This window comes from Lysinibacillus sp. F12 (genome assembly GCF_057773605.1).
This window is the reverse complement of sequence record NZ_JBYMLP010000001.1, coordinates 1,304,439-1,323,429: the sequence shown is the minus strand read 5'-3', so window position 1 is coordinate 1,323,429 and position 18,991 is coordinate 1,304,439. Positions and strand designations below refer to the sequence as shown.

General features: G+C 37.3%; 24 protein-coding genes. 13 read left to right on the top strand and 11 right to left on the bottom strand.

From position 1 onward, the window contains the following. Positions 1 to 63: 63 nt before the first annotated feature. The 4 genes from AC3CH7_RS06625 to AC3CH7_RS06610 all read right to left on the bottom strand — a co-directional run bounded on the left by AC3CH7_RS06625 (position 64) and on the right by AC3CH7_RS06610 (position 2,876). Entirely contained in the window at positions 64 to 873 is an 810-nt protein-coding gene (locus AC3CH7_RS06625; RefSeq protein WP_012292958.1) for a DsbA family protein, read from the bottom strand. Continuing rightward, on the bottom strand, positions 866 to 1,273 hold the full coding sequence (locus tag AC3CH7_RS06620; protein WP_488381625.1) for a globin domain-containing protein: 408 nt from the start codon (positions 1,271 to 1,273) through the stop codon (positions 866 to 868). The genes AC3CH7_RS06625 and AC3CH7_RS06620 overlap by 8 nt, the downstream gene beginning before the upstream one ends. 219 nt (positions 1,274 to 1,492) lie before the next feature. Further along, the gene (locus AC3CH7_RS06615) at positions 1,493 to 2,260 is read right to left on the bottom strand and encodes a lytic transglycosylase domain-containing protein (protein WP_031418761.1); all 768 of its coding nucleotides are present in this window, start codon (positions 2,258 to 2,260) and stop codon (positions 1,493 to 1,495) included. Positions 2,261 to 2,288: 28 nt separating this feature from the next. Continuing rightward, complete coding sequence (locus tag AC3CH7_RS06610; RefSeq protein ID WP_012292961.1) at positions 2,289 to 2,876, bottom strand: CYTH domain-containing protein; 588 nt, start codon at positions 2,874 to 2,876, stop codon at positions 2,289 to 2,291. Between the two features lie 127 nt (positions 2,877 to 3,003). Between AC3CH7_RS06610 and AC3CH7_RS06605 the strand changes: the two genes are divergently transcribed. The 6 genes from AC3CH7_RS06605 to AC3CH7_RS06580 all read left to right on the top strand — a co-directional run bounded on the left by AC3CH7_RS06605 (position 3,004) and on the right by AC3CH7_RS06580 (position 7,932). Further along, entirely contained in the window at positions 3,004 to 3,387 is a 384-nt protein-coding gene (locus tag AC3CH7_RS06605) for a UPF0738 family protein (protein WP_012292962.1), read from the top strand. A 53-nt stretch (positions 3,388 to 3,440) separates the two neighbouring features. After that, positions 3,441 to 4,106, top strand: coding sequence for a GTP diphosphokinase (gene yjbM / locus AC3CH7_RS06600; protein WP_012292963.1), 666 nt, complete (start codon positions 3,441 to 3,443; stop codon positions 4,104 to 4,106). A gap of 2 nt (positions 4,107 to 4,108) precedes the next feature. Continuing rightward, positions 4,109 to 4,903 (top strand): NAD kinase, encoded by a 795-nt coding sequence (locus tag AC3CH7_RS06595; RefSeq protein WP_031418763.1) that lies wholly within the window; start codon positions 4,109 to 4,111, stop codon positions 4,901 to 4,903. Next, on the top strand, positions 4,878 to 5,813 hold the full coding sequence (locus AC3CH7_RS06590; protein WP_031418765.1) for an RluA family pseudouridine synthase: 936 nt from the start codon (positions 4,878 to 4,880) through the stop codon (positions 5,811 to 5,813). The genes AC3CH7_RS06595 and AC3CH7_RS06590 overlap by 26 nt, the downstream gene beginning before the upstream one ends. 290 nt (positions 5,814 to 6,103) lie before the next feature. Further along, positions 6,104 to 7,480 (top strand): magnesium transporter, encoded by a 1,377-nt coding sequence (gene mgtE / locus AC3CH7_RS06585; RefSeq protein WP_012292967.1) that lies wholly within the window; start codon positions 6,104 to 6,106, stop codon positions 7,478 to 7,480. A 53-nt stretch (positions 7,481 to 7,533) separates the two neighbouring features. Continuing rightward, entirely contained in the window at positions 7,534 to 7,932 is a 399-nt protein-coding gene (locus AC3CH7_RS06580) for a hypothetical protein (RefSeq protein WP_230584342.1), read from the top strand. A 64-nt stretch (positions 7,933 to 7,996) separates the two neighbouring features. Here the strand turns inward: AC3CH7_RS06580 and AC3CH7_RS06575 are convergent, their stop codons facing one another. Next, a complete protein-coding gene (locus tag AC3CH7_RS06575) occupies positions 7,997 to 8,521 on the bottom strand; it encodes a CotY/CotZ family spore coat protein (RefSeq protein ID WP_008174263.1) in 525 nt (174 codons plus the stop codon). A 125-nt stretch (positions 8,522 to 8,646) separates the two neighbouring features. On the opposite strand from AC3CH7_RS06575, the gene AC3CH7_RS06570 reads away from it, so the two are divergent. From AC3CH7_RS06570 to AC3CH7_RS06545, 6 genes are all read left to right on the top strand, one after another. Then, a complete protein-coding gene (locus AC3CH7_RS06570) occupies positions 8,647 to 9,051 on the top strand; it encodes a YhcN/YlaJ family sporulation lipoprotein (protein WP_227256903.1) in 405 nt (134 codons plus the stop codon). Continuing rightward, positions 9,052 to 9,507 (top strand): stage V sporulation protein AC, encoded by a 456-nt coding sequence (gene spoVAC, locus AC3CH7_RS06565; protein ID WP_012292970.1) that lies wholly within the window; start codon positions 9,052 to 9,054, stop codon positions 9,505 to 9,507. Then, on the top strand, positions 9,501 to 10,496 hold the full coding sequence (locus AC3CH7_RS06560; RefSeq protein WP_012292971.1) for a stage V sporulation protein AD: 996 nt from the start codon (positions 9,501 to 9,503) through the stop codon (positions 10,494 to 10,496). Before spoVAC ends, AC3CH7_RS06560 begins: the two co-directional genes overlap by 7 nt. A gap of 16 nt (positions 10,497 to 10,512) precedes the next feature. Beyond that, complete coding sequence (spoVAE, locus tag AC3CH7_RS06555; protein ID WP_008174255.1) at positions 10,513 to 10,872, top strand: stage V sporulation protein AE; 360 nt, start codon at positions 10,513 to 10,515, stop codon at positions 10,870 to 10,872. A gap of 65 nt (positions 10,873 to 10,937) precedes the next feature. Continuing rightward, positions 10,938 to 11,120, top strand: coding sequence for a YjcZ family sporulation protein (locus AC3CH7_RS06550; RefSeq protein ID WP_012292972.1), 183 nt, complete (start codon positions 10,938 to 10,940; stop codon positions 11,118 to 11,120). 136 nt (positions 11,121 to 11,256) lie between these two features. Further along, a complete protein-coding gene (locus AC3CH7_RS06545; protein ID WP_008174251.1) occupies positions 11,257 to 11,505 on the top strand; it encodes a stage VI sporulation protein F in 249 nt (82 codons plus the stop codon). A gap of 119 nt (positions 11,506 to 11,624) precedes the next feature. Here AC3CH7_RS06545 and AC3CH7_RS06540 read toward each other — a convergent pair whose 3' ends face one another. The 3 genes from AC3CH7_RS06540 to AC3CH7_RS06530 form a co-directional block, all read right to left on the bottom strand. Then, complete coding sequence (locus AC3CH7_RS06540) at positions 11,625 to 12,053, bottom strand: GNAT family N-acetyltransferase (RefSeq protein ID WP_488381624.1); 429 nt, start codon at positions 12,051 to 12,053, stop codon at positions 11,625 to 11,627. Between the two features lie 3 nt (positions 12,054 to 12,056). Beyond that, positions 12,057 to 12,572, bottom strand: a complete 516-nt coding sequence (locus tag AC3CH7_RS06535; RefSeq protein ID WP_008174247.1) for a YjcG family protein — start codon at positions 12,570 to 12,572, stop codon at positions 12,057 to 12,059. Between the two features lie 81 nt (positions 12,573 to 12,653). After that, a complete protein-coding gene (locus tag AC3CH7_RS06530; RefSeq protein ID WP_036160853.1) occupies positions 12,654 to 13,373 on the bottom strand; it encodes an alpha/beta hydrolase in 720 nt (239 codons plus the stop codon). Positions 13,374 to 13,485: 112 nt separating this feature from the next. On the opposite strand from AC3CH7_RS06530, the gene AC3CH7_RS06525 reads away from it, so the two are divergent. Further along, complete coding sequence (locus tag AC3CH7_RS06525; protein WP_008174245.1) at positions 13,486 to 14,067, top strand: phosphatidylglycerophosphatase A family protein; 582 nt, start codon at positions 13,486 to 13,488, stop codon at positions 14,065 to 14,067. Positions 14,068 to 14,202: 135 nt separating this feature from the next. On the opposite strand, the gene AC3CH7_RS06520 is transcribed toward AC3CH7_RS06525, so the two are convergent. Genes AC3CH7_RS06520 through AC3CH7_RS06510 form a run of 3 tightly spaced genes read right to left on the bottom strand, consistent with a single transcriptional unit; the run spans position 14,203 to position 18,967 of the window. Next, on the bottom strand, positions 14,203 to 16,014 hold the full coding sequence (locus AC3CH7_RS06520; protein ID WP_012292977.1) for an ABC transporter substrate-binding protein: 1,812 nt from the start codon (positions 16,012 to 16,014) through the stop codon (positions 14,203 to 14,205). A gap of 12 nt (positions 16,015 to 16,026) precedes the next feature. Beyond that, the gene (locus tag AC3CH7_RS06515) at positions 16,027 to 17,523 is read right to left on the bottom strand and encodes an ABC transporter permease (RefSeq protein ID WP_036167264.1); all 1,497 of its coding nucleotides are present in this window, start codon (positions 17,521 to 17,523) and stop codon (positions 16,027 to 16,029) included. A gap of 13 nt (positions 17,524 to 17,536) precedes the next feature. Beyond that, entirely contained in the window at positions 17,537 to 18,967 is a 1,431-nt protein-coding gene (locus tag AC3CH7_RS06510) for an ABC transporter permease (protein ID WP_012292979.1), read from the bottom strand. Positions 18,968 to 18,991 lie beyond the last annotated feature (24 nt).

Below are 18,991 nucleotides of genomic sequence, written 5' to 3'. Positions count from 1 at the left end.
CTTTGTTTTTTTATAGTATAAAATAAGGACTCAACTAATGATTAGTTAAGTCCTTAACGTTTATTATTTAAGACGCCATAAAGTAGCGTGAGTTGTCTGGATTCGTTCAATCTTTTGTTGCAGCATACGTTTCTTTAGTTCACGTTCAGCTGCTTGTTCTGTTAATGAATAGATAAATGCTATTTCATTTGTAGAAAGTGTATGGAATTTTGAAAATAAGTCCTCTATTGATGGTAAAGGCTGACGTACCAGCTGTTCATTGAGCATTTCTTGTAAAATATGTTCATAAACTTCATAGGCATAGCTACCACTAACTTTTAGTCCCTCATCTTCAATACATTCATTGAAAAATACAATACTAGGGACTTCGTCAACTTCCATTTCACGTTTAATGTATAAATCACATTGGAAAGCGCGTGCTGCTTCCTTTGAACCGAAGTCAACGGTGAATTCAGTCATATCTAATTGAATATCCTCTGCGATTTTTAAAAGAGTAGCATAGGAGTTTACATCTTGATGGCTTAGTAATACATATTCTTGTAATTTCGATAAATATCGTGCTCCGGCGCGTTTTCCCTGTAATTCGGCCGCTTTAATAGCGATAGAAGGTAATACAGGATGATTAATATCTAGCTCTATGCCTGAGATACAGCCCTTTACACGCTTACTTAAGCAGTTTAAAGAAGTAAGCTCAGTGCTTAAAACAAAACGCCAAGTGAAGTAATGGTTGTATTCAAGCTGTAATTTACGGAGCACAGCTTGCATGCTAAAAGCTTCAGGACAAAGTGGATCTACGAAAATATACAATTCAATAGGCTTATTGGCAGTAGAAATCGTTGGCGTTGGTTCTTGTAGCATTTGAATATTATTCACGTAACAATTCCCCCTCATCGTCATTAGGCGTATTAACCATGTGATGAGCTGTTAATACTAAACGTTGATAATAAGTTTCACGGAACTTTCCTTCCAAACCTACTTCATCCATAGCTTCTGACATACATTCCAGCCAAGCCTGTGCGCGGTCTGGTGTAATTGGAAAATTCATATGACGTGCACGCATCATTGGATGTCCATGTTCTTCAGTAAAGAGATTAGGTCCACCTAAATACTGTGTTTGAAATTGAATTTGCTTACGGGCTGTCTCTGTCAAATCCTTTGGAAAGATTGGAATAAGATCAGGATGCTGAGCAACTCTTTTATAGAACGCATGAATAAGCCCTGCCAGTTTTTCAGCCCCCAGCTCCTCATAAGGAACAGTGTATTTTCGACTCATAGGTTATATGCTCCTTTAATTCTTTATATCGTAAAGTACCATTTATATACTCCGTCATCAGTAAAATGTGAATTTCTTGTGACTACCTTCATTCTATCAACGTCTTTTCGTTTTCACAAATAAAGAGCTCTTTCGAATTGTTGTTCGCTATAAAAGCACAAATTTCACCACAGCGGGTGAAATTTGTTGGAAAAAAGATAGATAGTAGGAATAATGCGATTACACTGTGAAGTAATTCATCACTTTTTTGACATAATTCTGTGTTTCTTTGAAAGGAGGAATGCCTCCATATTTTGTGACACGAGAAGCGCCTGCATTATAGGCAGCTAATGCTAGTGTAGGATCATTATCAAACTTATCTAGCATTTGACGCAAATACTTTGCCCCAGCCATAATATTTTGTTCTGGATCAAAAGCATTCGTAACCCCTAGATACTGTGCTGTGCGAGGCATTAATTGCATCAAGCCTTGCGCGCCTGCATGACTAACAACGGATGGATTAAAATTGGATTCCTGCTTAATGACGGCTGCAATAAGTTTTTCAGGCACACCATATGTAGCTGATGCTTTTTCGATAATAGCAGCATATTGATCTGCTCCTGCCAAAGAGTTTGCATAGGCAGTTGAGCCAATTACATGATCAGAAACATAGGAGTCGAGTTTTGTATTCCCATAAGAGGTTGCTAATGCCTGCTTAACAGAATCAGGAATGTACACAGCATTAGAACCTTTGTATAACAATGATTCAAGTGTAGCTTCTGATGTATTAGCCAACTGATTGAAGATATCAGCGTTTGCTGTGCCTCCACCTAGTAGGCTCGATAATGTGGCATTGCTAGCAGTTGAAGCATCTCCCAATAATTCATTCATCATGTCAGAAAAAATAGATTGATTGTCTGTTAAAGCGTTTGTAGATGAACCATCTGTCGAACCAAGTGTTTGTAATGCTTGAATCTCCATTAAAGATCTTAGTGATTGAATATCCAAGAGGTTAGTCACCTTTCTTTTTAAACTATTATGAATTTTGCTGCTGTAAAGCCTTCATGAAGCGGGCGATTTTCTTATCAGTTTCTTGCTTTTGAATACCATGTTGTTGTAAAAATTCGTCGAAGATTGCTTTCCCTTTTATGGCATCTTTTGCTTCATATTCTACCTCATAATCGTCGCACTGCAAATAGTAAGAATGGTCAAAAACAAGAAGCCCCTCTTTATACGGAATTTCGACACGATCTGTAGTAAGCGAACCAAACACACGTAATTGGTCTAAAGGAATGCTATGAATGGCAAGTTTTTTGGCGACCTCTTGAGCGAAAAAGCCTTCGCCCTTCAGCATTTTCTGAGCTTGAGCCGCTGTTAATTGATCTGTAGTTTCAAGGTGGGCATGCTCAGTATTTTTTTCTTTAAGTGTACATTCATAATATTCACCAATTTGTCTAATACGCAATCCACTTTGTAGCTTGCGAATAGCCTGAGTAGCTGTGTCGAAATAATGATTTGTTTGACGATGAATAGCATTTTTATGAATGTGGAAATCTTGTAACAGTTGCTCGTATTGATGTTTAGTTAGGAGATTTTTAAACTCGATTTCAATTTCTTGTGTCATATTTATTCACCTATTTATTTTTTTATTTTTCATTCGCTGTTTCGCTTGATTTAACATTTACACACTGCAACTATTTACCCTCTGTGCTAAAATAAGAGGAAGAGTACAACGAAAAGGGGAACCGCACGTGCGTAAAATTTACACAATAGAAACATCGAATTTTGAACAAGATCAACTTCATTTTAGTTTAAACGACAATGAAGTAAATTTACAGTTAAAACCTGCTGGACAACTTATTGCAGATTCAGATGATTTTGCATTTATTTATTTACTGGATGCAGGTGAAGACTATCATTACTTGCGTTTTCCACCGAGTAGTTGGGAGAATCTTGTACATATTTTACAAAAAAAGAAAGATCCAATACTACGAATAAATGATGAAGCAATCGAGCTTATTAATTTCTACGATGAATTGGAAATGCTCGTGTATAATATTGAAGGAAATTACAATTACGGGGCAGAATTTGTCCAAACAGTGGAACAACACTTCAAGGCAATTCTCGCTGAATAGAAAGACAAAACGAACAGACGGTGTTCGATACCGAATGTCGGGAGGTTTTTGTGATGGGACAATGGGAAATATTTTTAAGTCCTTATAAACAAGCAGTAGATGAACTAAAAGTAAAATTAAAGGGCATGCGTTCACAATTTGGTATTGTTAATGCCAATTCACCTATCGAATTTGTAACAGGACGTGTGAAGCCCTTAGCAAGTATATATGATAAAACATTGGAAAAAGGGTTAGCCTTTGAGCCATCTAAACAACTTGGTGATGAACTCGGTGATATTGCCGGTCTTCGAATTATGTGTCAATTTGTGGATGATATTGCTACAGTAACTGAGCTTATCCGTCAACGAAAAGATATGCGTGTAGTGGAAGAACGCGATTATATTACACATAATAAACCAAGTGGTTATCGCTCTTACCATATGATTGTTGAATACCCTGTTGAAACGATTCAGGGCAAAAAGGTAGTGTTAGCCGAAATCCAAATACGAACACTCGCTATGAATTTTTGGGCATCTATTGAGCACTCTTTAAATTATAAATATAAGGGCATGTTCCCAGAGGAAATAAAAAATCGCTTGCAAAGTGCTGCTGAGGCAGCATTTCGCTTGGATGAGGAAATGTCATCTATTCGTAGTGAAATTCAAGAAGCGCAGGCGTATTTCAGCGAATATAAGGAAGCATCGAATCCTAATTTATTATCGGAGAAGGAGCGTGACTAACAATGAAATTTGCGATTCAATCACGTCGAGATGCACAATCCAATGAACTAATGGAGCTAGCTAAAACCTACTTACAGGATTTTGGCTTAACTTATGATGAGGAAGCACCAGAAATCGTTGTCTCTATTGGTGGAGATGGGACACTTTTACATGCCTTTCATCGATATTCTCATTTATTAGATCAAGTGGCATTTGTGGGCATCCATACAGGACATCTAGGTTTTTATGCAGACTGGAAGCCATCTGAATTAGAAAAGTTAGTTTTGTCCATTGCTAAAAAGGATTTTAATGTGGTGGAATATCCACTGTTAGAAGTGAAGGTGGAGCATCATAATGCAGCATCGAATACGTATCTAGCTTTAAACGAGGCAACAGTTAAATCGCCAGATGTAACACTTGTCATGGACGTTGAGCTAAATGGCAATCAATTTGAACGTTTCAGAGGAGATGGTCTTTGTGTGTCAACTCCTTCTGGAAGTACAGCCTACAATAAAGCGCTTGGTGGGGCAATCATTCATCCAACTTTAGCAGCACTTCAAATTACAGAAATCGCATCCATTAATAATCGTGTATTCAGGACAGTTGGTTCTCCATTAATTTTACCCGCTCACCATCATTGTGTATTACGTCCAGTAAATGAACAAAACTTTAATATGACAGTGGACCATTTACAAATTACACAGGGTGATGTAAAGGCAATTGTATTTAACGTGGCTAATGAAAGGGTACGTTTCGCACGTTTCCGTCCATTCCCATTTTGGGAACGTGTGCATGAATCATTCGTTGCAAATGAGTAAGACGGATACTAGATTTACATTGCGCTTTGTGGCTAAGAAAGAGGGTCAATTATTACGAGAAGCCCTACAAGAATGGCGTATATCTAAGCGAGCACTAACTGCTATAAAGTTCAATGGAGGGTTATTGACGGTCAATGGGATTGAACGAAATGTAAGATATGCCCTTCAAGTTGATGATTGTGTAGAAGTGACATTTCCTCCTGAGGAAAAGAGTGAGGGGCTCACGAGCGAACATGGAGATTTGGCTATAGTATATGAAGATGATACAATCTTGGTGTTAAATAAACCTGCTAACCAAAGCACCATCCCCTCACGTGAACACCCAACCAATAGTATTGCCAATCTTGTTTGTGGCTACTTTGAGCAGCAAGGATTAGCATCCACTGCTCATATTATAACGAGACTTGACCGAGATACATCAGGTTTACTCTGTATTGCCAAGCATGCACACATTCATCATTTAACAGGCTTGGCTCAGCGTAATGGTGAGATTTCAAGGAAATATGAGGCAATTGTCCACGGACATGTTCATCAGGATAGCCAATCAATCGTAGCACCAATTGGGCGTAAAGAAACGAGCATTATTGAGCGAGAGGTTCGTGAAGATGGGCAATATGCTCATACAGATGTAACTGTAATACAACGTTTTTACTTAGGGGCTGAACCGATGACACATATAGGGCTTACATTGCATACAGGACGTACACATCAAATTCGTGTCCATATGTCGTCGTTAGGTCATCCACTTGTTGGCGATGAGCTTTATGGAGGAAGTCGACTTCATATGGACCGTCAGGCACTACATTGTGTGTCCTTAAATATGACACATCCCTTAACAAGTGAACATTTGCAGTTCACAAGTATGCTTAATGAAGATATGCAAAATTTACTTAAAGAATCTTCCACTTAAAATTATGAAAAGGAGATGTTCGCACAACGGGCATCTCCTTATCATTTTTGATAGTAAATAAAGGGTTCTTTACGCGTTTTTCATCTTCTAAGTACAAATATAAGGTATAGTCAAATAGAAAACATCACGATTTTTAAGAATGGAATTCCATTATATTGAAGCCATACAAATCCTCATGAAAATAAACAAAAAAGGGTTTGCAGAAGGGAATAATACGCTCTATTATATAGAAGGTAGATTTACGGTATTGTCCGTAACAAAGATGGATAGTTCGGAAGGAGGGGACAAGCATGATAGAGGATAGAAATGAAAAGGATGATGTGCAATTTGACGAAGCACATTTACGAGAAATGCTCGAAGCACATAATATTGACGCATTCCGTGATGAGTTTTTAGAACTTCATCCATATGATCAGGCAACGTTTTACGAAAAGGTGGAACCTGACATAAGGAAAATCATCTATTCGTTCTTGTCTCCGACAGAAATGGCTGATATTTTTGAGGCAATCGATATTGAAGATGATGAGTATAAAGCGTATCTAGCTGAAATGGATCCATCTTATGGGGCGGAAATGCTTTCTCATATGTATGCAGATGATGCAGCAGATGTTTTAAATGAACTGGATATGGAGCAACGTGAAAGTTATCTGGAAATGATGGATGAGGAAACGGCTGAGGAAATTAATGAGCTATTAAGCTATGATGAATACACGGCTGGTTCCATTATGACAACTGAATATGTCGCTATTCCAGAAAACTCTACAGTGCGTTCAGCCATGGCAATTTTACGTAAAGAGGCACCAGATGCAGAGACCATTTATTATATATTCGTAGTAGATGAAGAGCACCGCTTGACAGGTGTTATTTCATTAAGAGATTTAATTATTGCTGAAGAGGATACACTTATTCGTTCTATTATGAATGAACGTGTCGTTATGGTACATGTAGGAGATGATCAAGAGGAAGTCGCACATATTATGAAGGATTATAATTTCTTAGCGACACCTGTTATTGATGACAAAGGTGAATTACTTGGGATTATCACAGTCGATGATATTATTGATGTTATGGATGAAGAAGCGTCTGAGGATTACTCTAAGTTAGCCGGTATTTCCGATATGGATAAATTTGATGTCACACCATTCCAAGCTGCTAGAAAACGTTTGCCATGGTTAGTGGTACTACTGTTTTTAGGAATGCTAACAGCAAATTTAATGGGCCAATTTGAAGATACTTTAGATAAGGTTGCCTTATTGGCTGTCTTTATTCCGTTGATTTCAGGAACATCCGGAAATAGTGGAACACAAGCTTTGGCCGTAGCCATTCGTGGTATTGCTACAGGAGATGTAGAAGAACATAGTAAATTCAAATTACTACTACGAGAAGCGGGCACAGGCTTAATGTCAGGAATTGTTTGCGGCTTAATTGTCATTGGTATCGTTTATTTTTGGAAGCAAGAACTAGTACTTGGGATGTTAGTAGGTGCCGCACTTTGTGGCTCGATTTTAGTTGCGACATTAGCAGGCTCTTTTATTCCATTGTTAATGCATCGATTGAAAATAGACCCAGCTGTTGCTTCTGGCCCGTTTATTACAACTTTAAATGATATTACCAGTATTTTAATTTATTTAGGTTTAGCAACGGTTTTCTTAAGTCAAATAGGCTAAGAACCAAATTACTTTCCTTCGCATATTGTATGGAAAAAGGGGAAGTGAGTATTGTGGATCAAGAACCACGCTTGTTTATAAAATCACCATCATATTTTTTAAATATTTCTAAGGTGTTGCATGAACTTGATTTGGATGAAAGTACATCTGTATACGTAAAGGACCATACTTATGTAGAGGAAACAGTTGAAGAGGAAGACGTTGTAAAGGATGTGCAGGTAGATCCGTATTTACTAAAACAACTTCAATTTTTAGAGAAACCATTTCGTCAGCGCGCCTATCAGCCACTTTTAGTTTGTTTAAAAGATGGTAGAAAATTAACGGGCTCTGCTTCAGATGTACAAAATGATTCTTTAATGCTTACCTCACTCGAATTAAAAACACAGGAAATCATTTATTTTGAAGATATAAAACAAGTACTATGGCGTGGCAGACAATTACCAACATTATAAAAAAAGTGTACAGCAGAGGATGCTGTACACTTTTTTTATGTGTGTGTGTCAAAGGTGAAAGAAATTAGTCACAAATCCCTAAGTCAACATCAGCGATACATTGTACAGCACAGAAGCAAGATAAGTCTACAGTAATACAGCTATCTGTTGAGTTCCAATCATCCACTTTACAGATTTTTTTCATATTTACGCAACAGCCGTCACGACTTAATAAATCTACTGTACTTTCGCTAGAATCGAATGTACATAGAGGCTCTAAAACACGTAAAGTCGCACAACACTCATCAAACATATCTTCAACGCGGAAGAATACGGATGTACAAATACAAGGATCTGCAGTTGGGGAATTAAAGAATGCTTTGAAAGGAGTACCGTCTTTTGTAATTAACATAAATACACGTGTATCTGCTTGAGAGCGTGCAGGACTAACAATCCCGCCTAGTGGTTCTAAGAAACAGTTAGCTGTACATGGAGAACACTCATCTCGCACCGCTTGATTTTGAATATCTAAAATAGCGCGAACTACGTCACAAACGCAGCCTGCTGAATGGATTGGTCCAATAGGATTTGTTGGCTTACCACAACCCATATTGTCACCTCCTTTCCTCGTTACTACTTCTACAATATGTACTTTTCAAATTTGGACTCGGGCTATTGTATATATGAATAGTTTTTTTATGTGTGGAGAAACTTTAAAGAAAAGGAGGGTAAAACTTGAGGCTACTTGGAATGACGTTACCTCTCTTAGTCGTTTTATTGCTGTTAAATGGTTGTGCTGAAAAAGAAAAATTTATCGTCTACGGTCCATCTCAGAATGGAAGTGAAGTCGAAGCCCTTATAAAAGAAGAGGACTATGTGGAACGTTCAACCGTTATCCATTATGACGATAGTATGCTTGTTGCAGTACAAATTAAACCATGGGAAAAGTGGAAAAAGACTAAGTTAGAGAAAAAGTTGCAAAAAAAATTTGATGAGAAATATCCAAATAAAGATGTGTTTGTCTCAGCTGATTATAAAATTTTTTATGAAGCCAATAAAATAAAAAAGGATAAGATTGAAGATAATAAATTGAGCGATAAAATTAAAGAACTTAAAGAGCTTGCAAAGGAGAAGACATAAATGGAAAAAGAGCAATATCAGCAATTGGAGCAAAATGTAACACCAAAGCCTCCATATATAAAGAATGTAGCAAAGGCGTTTTTTGTCGGTGGTCTTATTTGTACAATTGGCCAAGCTGTGTCCCTTTTTTATATTATTTTCTTCAATTTTACAGAAGCCACAGCTGGTAATCCAACCGTAGCAACAATGGTATTCTTTGCCATGTTGCTCACAGGGCTTGGTCTATATAAAAGAATTGGCCAATTTGCTGGGGCAGGCTCATCAGTACCAGTAACCGGATTTGGTAATGCTGTAATTTCCGCAGCTATTGAGCATAGATCAGAAGGCTTAGTATTAGGAGTTGGCGGTAATTTATTTAAACTAGCAGGATCAGTGGTTTTATTTGGGGTAGTCGCAGCATTTTTCGTAGCACTTATTAAATATATCTTCGTGGTGATAGGAGTGGTTTCATGGTAATCATTTTTCAATCGAAACCATCCCTATTAGCAGGGGGTGTTGTAGCAGGACCTTTAGAGAACCGGAGTATTTTTAGTCAGTATTTTGATGCTGTTTATGATGATGAGCGTTGGCAAATGAAAACCAATGAACAGGGGCATCGTAAAATGATTGAAGAAGCCTGTGATGCGGCTATGAAGAAAATGAAGGTACAAAGTGGAGATATTGATTATTTAATGGGTGGGGATTTGGTCAATCAAATGACACCGACCAATTTTGCTGCAAGAGATTTGGAAATCCCGTTTATTGGATTGTTTTCTGCATGTGCCACCTCCATTTCTTCTGTCATTATTGCCTGTCTGTTAACAGAGTTAGGTGCTGCTAATTTTTCATTAGCGGGTGCATCAAGTCAGCATAATGCGATAGAACGTCAATTTCGTTATCCTATCAATTACGGTGCACAAAAGCCACAAACTGCTCAATGGACTGTAACAGCAGCTGGCTATGCGCTAATCGGTAAACACCGTGAAGATTATCCCTCTATCGAAGCCGCCACAATTGGAAAGTCTGTTGATTACGGTATGGATGATCCTTTCCATATGGGTGCTGCAATGGCACCAGCTGCCTTTCAAACGATTCAATCTCATTTACAACAACGCAATCAAAAAATTTATCATTACGATTTAATTTTAACGGGCGATTTAGGTCAGCTGGGCTTAAAGCTTTTGAAGGGTATGCTAGTTGAAAATGGTGTGAAAAATGAGGAGCTAACCCTGCTGCGTGATGCAGGCGCTGAGTTTTATGGACAAGATGAATCCTTTCAATCAGGGGCAAGTGGTGCAGGCTGTTCAGCAGCTGTTTTTTTTAGTTACGTTCTCCAACAGATGCGAGCGGGTAGCTATAAGCGTGTATTACTAGTAGCAACTGGGGCATTATTGTCTCCACTATCGTTTCAACAGGGTGAGACGATTCCATGTACGGCGCATGCGATCGAAATTACAATGAAATGAGGCATAAATTATGGTAATGACATTTGTATTTGCATTTATTGTTGGAGGCATTATTTGCGTCATCGGCCAATTATTAATGGATGTCGGTAATTTAACACCGGCTCATACATTAAGTACACTCGTTGTCCTCGGTGCTATATTGGATGGCATGGGGTTATATGAGCCATTAATTAATTTTGCTGGCGCAGGAGCTACCGTACCCATTACCTCTTTTGGTAATTCACTAACACACGGAGCAATGGCTGAGGCAGAAAAGCATGGACTGGTTGGCGTCTTAACAGGAATGTTTAAAGTAACAAGCTCAGGTATCAGTGCTGCTATTGTTTTCGCCTTTATCGGTGCATTAATTTTTAAGCCTAAAGGAAATATCGACTAGACGAATACCCCTCCCATTTCTACAACCAAAACATATTATAGGTTGTAGAAGGGAGGGGTGCTTTTATGGGATATCAAGGCTGGTCCTCACAACCGTATGGAAATAATGTTGGTGGGTGGAACAATAGCTATTGCGGAGGCAATAACTATAGTTATTGTGGAGGCAACAACTCTGGCTATGGTTCAACATTTGTTCTAATCGTTGTTCTATTTATTCTTTTAATTATTGTTGGCGCTACTTACATCTAATTTGATGAACATATTGTAAAGGCTTTAACTCTTATTTAGAGGGTTCACACCTAAATAAAGTTAAGGCCTCCACCATTTGTGAATGCTTCGGGCAAGTCGCAAGGTCAATTTGAGTTTTAATGATAGGAGGGAAAACATGCATCGCTCGTTATTTAATTCAATTGAGCAAAAAACAGGTGTTTCGATGGATGAAATCTTCGCATTAGCCAATGCCATTCAACATGCGGATTTTACAAGTGAAAAACAAGTAAGAAAAATCGTACGACGTGTTGCTAAAATATCTAACAGAACGATTACACAAGAGTTAGAGGATAAATTAGTACAATCTATTATTCAAGATGGAGCATCACTAGATTTCGATAAAATCACTAGAATGATGAAGTAGCGCATGGCATATCTACTTGGCAAAGCAGCTTGTTACGATAGAGTAGATAAATGGTGGCAAGCGAATTTTAGTTTAAAAAAGGGTGTTACGACATTGAACAATATCGTAACACCCTTTCATTAAATTTTTTTCTCCATTGCTCGATGTGGGATACCAGCATCCAAAAATTCTGGAGAAGTTACCGCATAGCCAAGCTTTTCATAAAAGGGAATCGCATGGCTTTGCGCGTGAAGCTTCAATGTTTCTTTAGAGATGAAAATGGCATATTTCTCCATTTCTCTCATTATTAAAGCCCCTAGTTTTTTACCGCGTTGAGATTGTAAAATACAAACCCGTTCAATTTTTGCTGTATTCTTTTCAATACTACGTAAACGAGCTGCTCCTACAGGCTCATCATCATCATACATAATAAAATGCGTTGCAGCTGCATCTTCAGCATCACATTCCAAGTGGAGTGGAACGCCTTGCTCTTCAACAAATACTTTTTTTCGTACAGCAAACGCATCATCATGTTCTTCCTTTGTTTCAACAATCTTAACGTTATACAATCATCACTCAGCTCCAGACAAACGGAATGTTTCGTATGTTGTCCATGAACCATCTTCTAATTGATATAAAAGATGAATGCGATCAATTGTATCCTTTTCATCTACACCAGTCATACGTAATTGACCAAAAATGTCGTCATGCTCGGAATCTGACATTTTTTGAGCGATTGTAATATGAGGTACAAATACATGTTTTGTTTCCCCATAAGAAATATTTTCTTGGATTTCATGTTGGAAAGCAGCTAATTGTTCAGTTGGCTCAATGCGGAAATAAATAGCATTGGTTGTAGGGAAAAACGAACTGATGCGTGATGCATGAATGTTTAAAGGCGCATATTTAGCAGCAAGTTCATCTAATTGCTTAACGATGGTTTGAATTTCTTCTTCAGACGCATCAAAGCTGTCTTTTAACGTCATATGCGGTGTAATCTTCGCGAAATGGGGATCATATCGTTTGCGATACGTGTTCGCTAAATCTTGCAATTTTTTTGATGGAAATGCCACAATACCGTACTTCATAGTCCATTACCTCCCGTAAATAAACAATTTTTCTATTTAAGTATATCAGAAAATCCACTTTTCGTAATTTAATCACTCACATTAATTAAAATTTTCAATTAATGCACGTCGAAGGTCGGGTTTCCAATATTTCCATGTATGATTGCCATCAAACTCGTCATAAAATATAGAAAACCCTTTATGAATCATAAGATCATGGAGCTGACGATTAGGTGTTAAAAAATCCTTCACAGATTTATCCATAGTGACTACTTGATCTTCACCCTTGCCAACTATATGGTAAATAGAAATGGCTGCTGGATCTTTGAAGTTTTCGACAGCCTTCAAAACTTCCTCATCCACGTATGGTGATTGTAGAATAACCTTACCGAAAATACTTGGATACTTTAATGCGGCCATTAAGGAAGCTGTAGCAGCCATCGAATCTCCAATCACTCCGCGACTCATACCCATTTGATACGTGGAAAATTCGTTATCTAAATAAGGTACTAGCTCATGTGCTAAAAAGCGAAGGTAAGCTTCATGCTGCTCACCGCTAGGAATATATTTATGACGTCGATCGTTAATATCTTTGTATGGAACAAATGCAATAATTAAATTTTCGATTTCATAGTCATCAATCAGTTCATCAGCTAGTTTTGTAATACCGCCAAGCTGGAAATAATCTTTACCATCCGATGCGATTAGAATGTTGTATTTATATAGTGGAGAATAATTTGCAGGAACATAAATATAGAGCTGTAATTCTTCCTGTAATGCTTCACTATAGAATGTTAAATCCTGTACTGTTCCCTTATCCAATGATGACACTCCTTCTTGTGTTTGTAACAAAATTGTACCATATTACAAAAGTAAAGGTATAATAGGTTGGGCTAGCACTATACTAGCAATAAAATCGAAATGAGGGGTAGCTATGCATAATAAAAGTATCCGTGTGCACTCTGATGAAGTAGCCAAGGCAGCACATGCTGCGTTAATTCGTAGAGGTGTAGCGATTGAGGATATCGCAAAAATTGTTTACGAAATGCAAAAAACCTATAATGAAGGTTTAACACTGGATCATTGTGTTCATTCGGTTGAGCGTGTACTGCGTAAACGAGAAGTGCAACATGCACTTTTAGTAGGGATTGAATTAGATGAGCTAGCTGAGAAAAAATTATTATCATCACCATTACAGCAAATTATTGAATCTGATGAAGGCTTATTTGGTGTGGATGAAACGATCGCACTAGGATCTGTATTTACATATGGCAGCATTGCAGTAACTACTTTTGGTCATTTAGACAAGCAAAAAATTGGGATTATTAAAAAATTAGATACAGAGCCTGGGCATCACGTTAATACGTTTTTAGATGATTTAGTTGGCAGTATCGCGGCTTCTGCAGCATCTCGCATTGCTCATCGTATGCGTGATTTAGAGGAAGAGGGCGAAACATTTGCAGATATCGAGCCAGAAGAGCTAGGACCAAAACCAAAATCACATAATGAAATATAAAATGAGTTTCTACTATAAAAAAAGAGCCTTTTACAATATGGAGAAGGGTAGACAAAAGCCATTGAGTTTTATTCTCAATGGCTTTTCTCATTTTTATCCTAACTATAAAGAAGACTCATATAACATCACTTTATATTACTTTTTATCGTTATAGGCTTTTAAAAATTCTTTTACTTTTTCGCTATTTGCTTCGAGTTTTAACCCAGTGTCAATTAAAGGAGATACAGTTGATACGGCAGGTTTTTTATTGCCTTGGTAATAGCTAATGAACTCGTCTTGGTTGATGGAGTACAAAATCGCTTTACGTAAATCAGCTGAATCGGAAACTGCACGACCAGATGTATTCATTTGTAAATAAGAAACAGCATTGCTATCGGCTGTATTTAAAGTTAATTTATCGTCTGAATTCACAATATCTAGCTTTGTTTCTGGAACTGTTTGAAGAACATGAATTTCTCCATTCCGTAATGCTGATAAAGCACTATCAACATCAGAGATGAAACGAACATTGATTTTTGAAATTTTTGGTTCATACTCACTACCAGCACGGTATGCAGGGTTTTTCACAAATTGTGCTTCATAATCATTTTTCTTTACTAAAATATAAGGACCACTTGCATAAAGCTGGTTGTTAAAAGTTGCAGAACCTTCAGTTACCGTAGCTTGATCACCATAGGCAATATCTTTGTCAGGGTTATAGTTAGCTACATCATACGTATTTATACTTGTTACTTGTTTTTCAGATACAATACCACCAGATTGGTGTGCTAAATAATTTAACACTTGTGGAAATGGTGTTGGTGTTGTAATTTTAACGACTTGATATGAACCAGAAGCATTGTTAACAGCCCCTTTGTCCTTTGCTAATTGCGCTACAGAGGCAGGGAGATTTTGTGATAATGCTTCGAGAACTGTTTGATCAGAGCCAGATACTTTTTTATTTTGTAATTCAGCTAAATCTGAAACAATCTCTACAGTTTCAATATTTTCATGGATACTATAAGTACGGTGATCTGGTACTGAATTAGCGTCTTTAGCACGGTTTAATGAGAATACCACATCTTCAGCAGACACTAAATCACCTGTATCAACAGCTGCGCCATCTTTCACTGCTGCGAAATGAATATCGTCGCGTAAAATAAAGTAATAGTCTTGATTGCCTTCTGCCATAACATGGTTATAAGATAATGAACCATCTGAAACAACGTCATCAGTGTCTGTTAAATTAACAAGACGAACATACATATTTGTATTTAATGTATTGATGGAACCATCATTCCCTTTAATCGGATCTAGAGAAGTTAGAGAGTTAATTGTTTGGTGTAAAATTAATGGTTCAGTAGCATTTTTAGCTGAATCATTAAATTCGATTTGTTCCCATACTTGCGCACGAGATTTTGGTAAATGAACTGTTTTAGGGTTTACTAGCTCTGAGTAGATTCCCTGATACTTATTGGAAATATATAAAGGTGCAATATAAGCTTGATCAAATACTAATAATTGCTCTAAATCTTTATATTTAGCCGCTGCTTCTTCTCCAGTTAATGTACTAGCCTCATCGATTAGGGCATCTAATTTTGAATCTGCAACAACACTGTAATCTCCACCAGTTTTAAATAATCCACGAACAGCATAGTCCGGGTTACCGGTTACTGTCGTCCAGCTTGAAAGAGCAAGATCATAGTTGCCTGCTTCTTTTTGGGCAGAGAATGAACCGTAATCTGGTTGAATATTAAGCTTTACATCAAAACCGTTTTTTACTAATTGGTCTCGAACAATATTCATATCTTCTTCAGAAGCTGCCATGCCTAATACTTCAATGGCTACTTTGCCCTTGCTCTTGTCACTATCTTTTGAATCTTTATTTCCTTCTACGTCAGTTTTCGTCTGTACACAGCCAGCTAAAGCTAATACTGCGACGAATAAAAATACAAGTAATTTCTTCATAGGTACCTCCAGTTAATTTGTTTTTGGATCTAAAGCATCTCGTAAGCCATCTCCTAAGAAGTTAAAGGAGAGGACAAGAAGCATAATACAAAGACCTGGGAAAATCGCAACATAAGAATGAGTTTCCAGGTACGTACTACCAACTTTTAAAATATTGCCCCATTCCGGGATGTGAGGTTCAATACCAAGCCCTAAAAAACTTAAACTACTTGTTGAAATAACTGCTCCACCAATTGTTAGTGTTGCTTTGACAATCATAGGTGCTAATGAATTAGGAACAATGTGCTTGAAAATAATAGCCGCATCAGATGCTCCCAAAGCTCTGGCAGATTCAACAAATTCATAATTTGCTAATTGCATGACATTTGCTCGCATGGTACGTGCATAGGTTGGGATTGCCCCCACACTAAGTGCAATAATGAGATTGATCGTGTTAGCACCAAATGCAGCAATAATAGCAATGGCCAACAAAATGCCCGGAATAGCATATAAAATATCTAGGCTTCGCATGATGACATTGTCAGTTGTTTTTCCGTAATAGCCGGAAAATGCCCCTAACGCACCTCCGACTAACGCAGGAATAATCGTTGAGAAAAATCCGACGATTAATGAAATACGTGCCCCAAATACAATACGGGAGAATAAATCTCGCCCATAATTATCTGTGCCTAGAGGATATTCTAATGAAGGTGTTTGCAGCAGAGCACCGTAGTTATTTTCTGTAGCAAAGTCATAGTCAAAGGTCCAAGTGCTTGTGACAGACAATGAAAACATAAAGATAATGAAAAATAACCCGAATACAGCCATCGTATTACGTAAAATCTTTTCCCATATTTTTTGCCACTTTTCAATAGAAGAAGGGTTTGCCCTTCTAGCCTTTTGAATAAGACTATAACCTAGTAATGTAGCAAATAGATTACCAGTGAAAGTAGCCAATAGTAATAAAACACCTGGAATAAGCATCCATCTTGGGGCCGCTGTAGGTGTGACAAACTTAACGCATAAAATGGTCATCACGATATAAATAAGCGCAAGTATGAAGAAAACACCCATCGCCAGTAAAAAGGTATCAGTTACATATGGTTTAAATAAGTTCAATGCTGCAATACCAATGATGAATAATTGTGTAATAAAGGCATAAGCAGCAAACGTATATTCGGCAGTCTTTCTTGTGGACACAAGCATAAACGCAAATGATGTAGAAAAAATATTGCCAGAAAGAACTGTTAATAATAGCGGATAGCCGAAAATACGAGTGCTTCTTTGGATCTCACCAAACTTTGCTAAATCCCTTTTTATTCGTAAATTTACAAAAGCCACATAGATCGTAGTAATGGCATAAATAACAAAGAATAGTAGTACAATGGGTCGCCAGCTATGGGTAGAAAAATTATAGCTATAGGCTAGAAACAATAAAGAAAACAGTAAGGAAAAGACAAAGGTAAAATGAGAATTGACATATTCCTGTGTAATCTTCAAGAGTAGTTTGACATGTAAGATGTTTTTCACAGGTGATCCTCCTTTAAGACTTCTTCATTTTCGAGCGAATGCGTGGATCAAAAAAGGCATACATGATATCAATCAATAAATTGACAATGGAAATCGTTATAGCGATATAAACAACGCCTCCAAGGATTGCGGGAATATCAGGAATAAATTGTTTATCAACAATATAGCTACCAATCCCACTAATATTGAACACCTTTTCTGTAACAGATGCGCCTCCCAACATACCTCCAAAAAGAAGTCCAATCACCGTAATAATAGGAATCATGGCATTACGAATGGCATGTTTTGAAATTACTTTAAATTCATTCAAGCCTTTTGCTTTAGCTGTAATAATGTAATCCTCGTGAATCACCTCAAGCATACTAGACCTTGTCATCCTGGCTATGGATGCCGTAATGGATGTCCCCAAGACAATAACTGGCATAATAAGGGATAACCAATTTTGGGGGTTATAGGTCGCTGGAAACCATTGTAGCTTTAACGCGAACGTTAAAATAAAGATTAAACCTTGCCAAAAGCTTGGAATGGATAAACCAATTAAAGCAATAAACATAAAGGTATAATCCAAATACGAATTTGGACGAACCGCTGAAATAATACCTACTGGAATGGCAATAGCAATCGCCATTAACAGTGATAATACGGCTATTTCAAGTGTGACAGGAAATTTATTTGTAATGCTGTGCGTAATATCTTCTTTACCTGCAAAGGATGTGCCTAAGTCAAAAGTAAATAGGCCAGATAGTGAATGCCATAATTGAGATAAATAAGGTTGATCCAAACCATGAATGCGATTAAAGTTGGCGATTTGCTCTGCTGTCGCTTCAACACCGAGCAAGTTTCTGGCTGGATCGAAAGGTGATAGATACAAAATTGTAAACACTAACGTTGCCACTCCAACAATGACAATGAAGCTTTGTAAAATTCTTTCAATGATAAATTGCAAAAACGGGTTCGCACATAAGATTAGCACGACATAAAATAAAACAGCTGGTAGAAAGGTAAGAGCTACAAAATATTTGTTTTTCAGTTGCTGATTAAAAAATTGATCATAAGTTAATGGTTGTATACCTTCATTTTGTAAATCTTGGTCCACTAGCTGTTGAAGCCTTTGTTTGGCTAATTCATTAGCAGTTTGCTGTATTTGCGATGATGACGCAGCCTCTTGAAAAAATGAAGCTTTTGCTATTTCTTGCTGTTCAAATGATTGCTGCCAATGTGCAAATAAACCATTCTCTAAGTAATATTGACTACGCAATTCAAAAGCCTGATCATAAGTATTTGAATGTTTCTTATTCCGATAGATAAAGTATGTAAATGGATGAACCAAAATACTTAAAAGGAAAAGTAGTATATTGTAAGGCTTTTGGTGCATTAGTTTTTGATAAACCATAGAAAAGAACATAAATTCCTTAGGTTTTAAATGATTTTTTGAAGTAACCATGCATTTCCTCCAAGCGTTAATAAA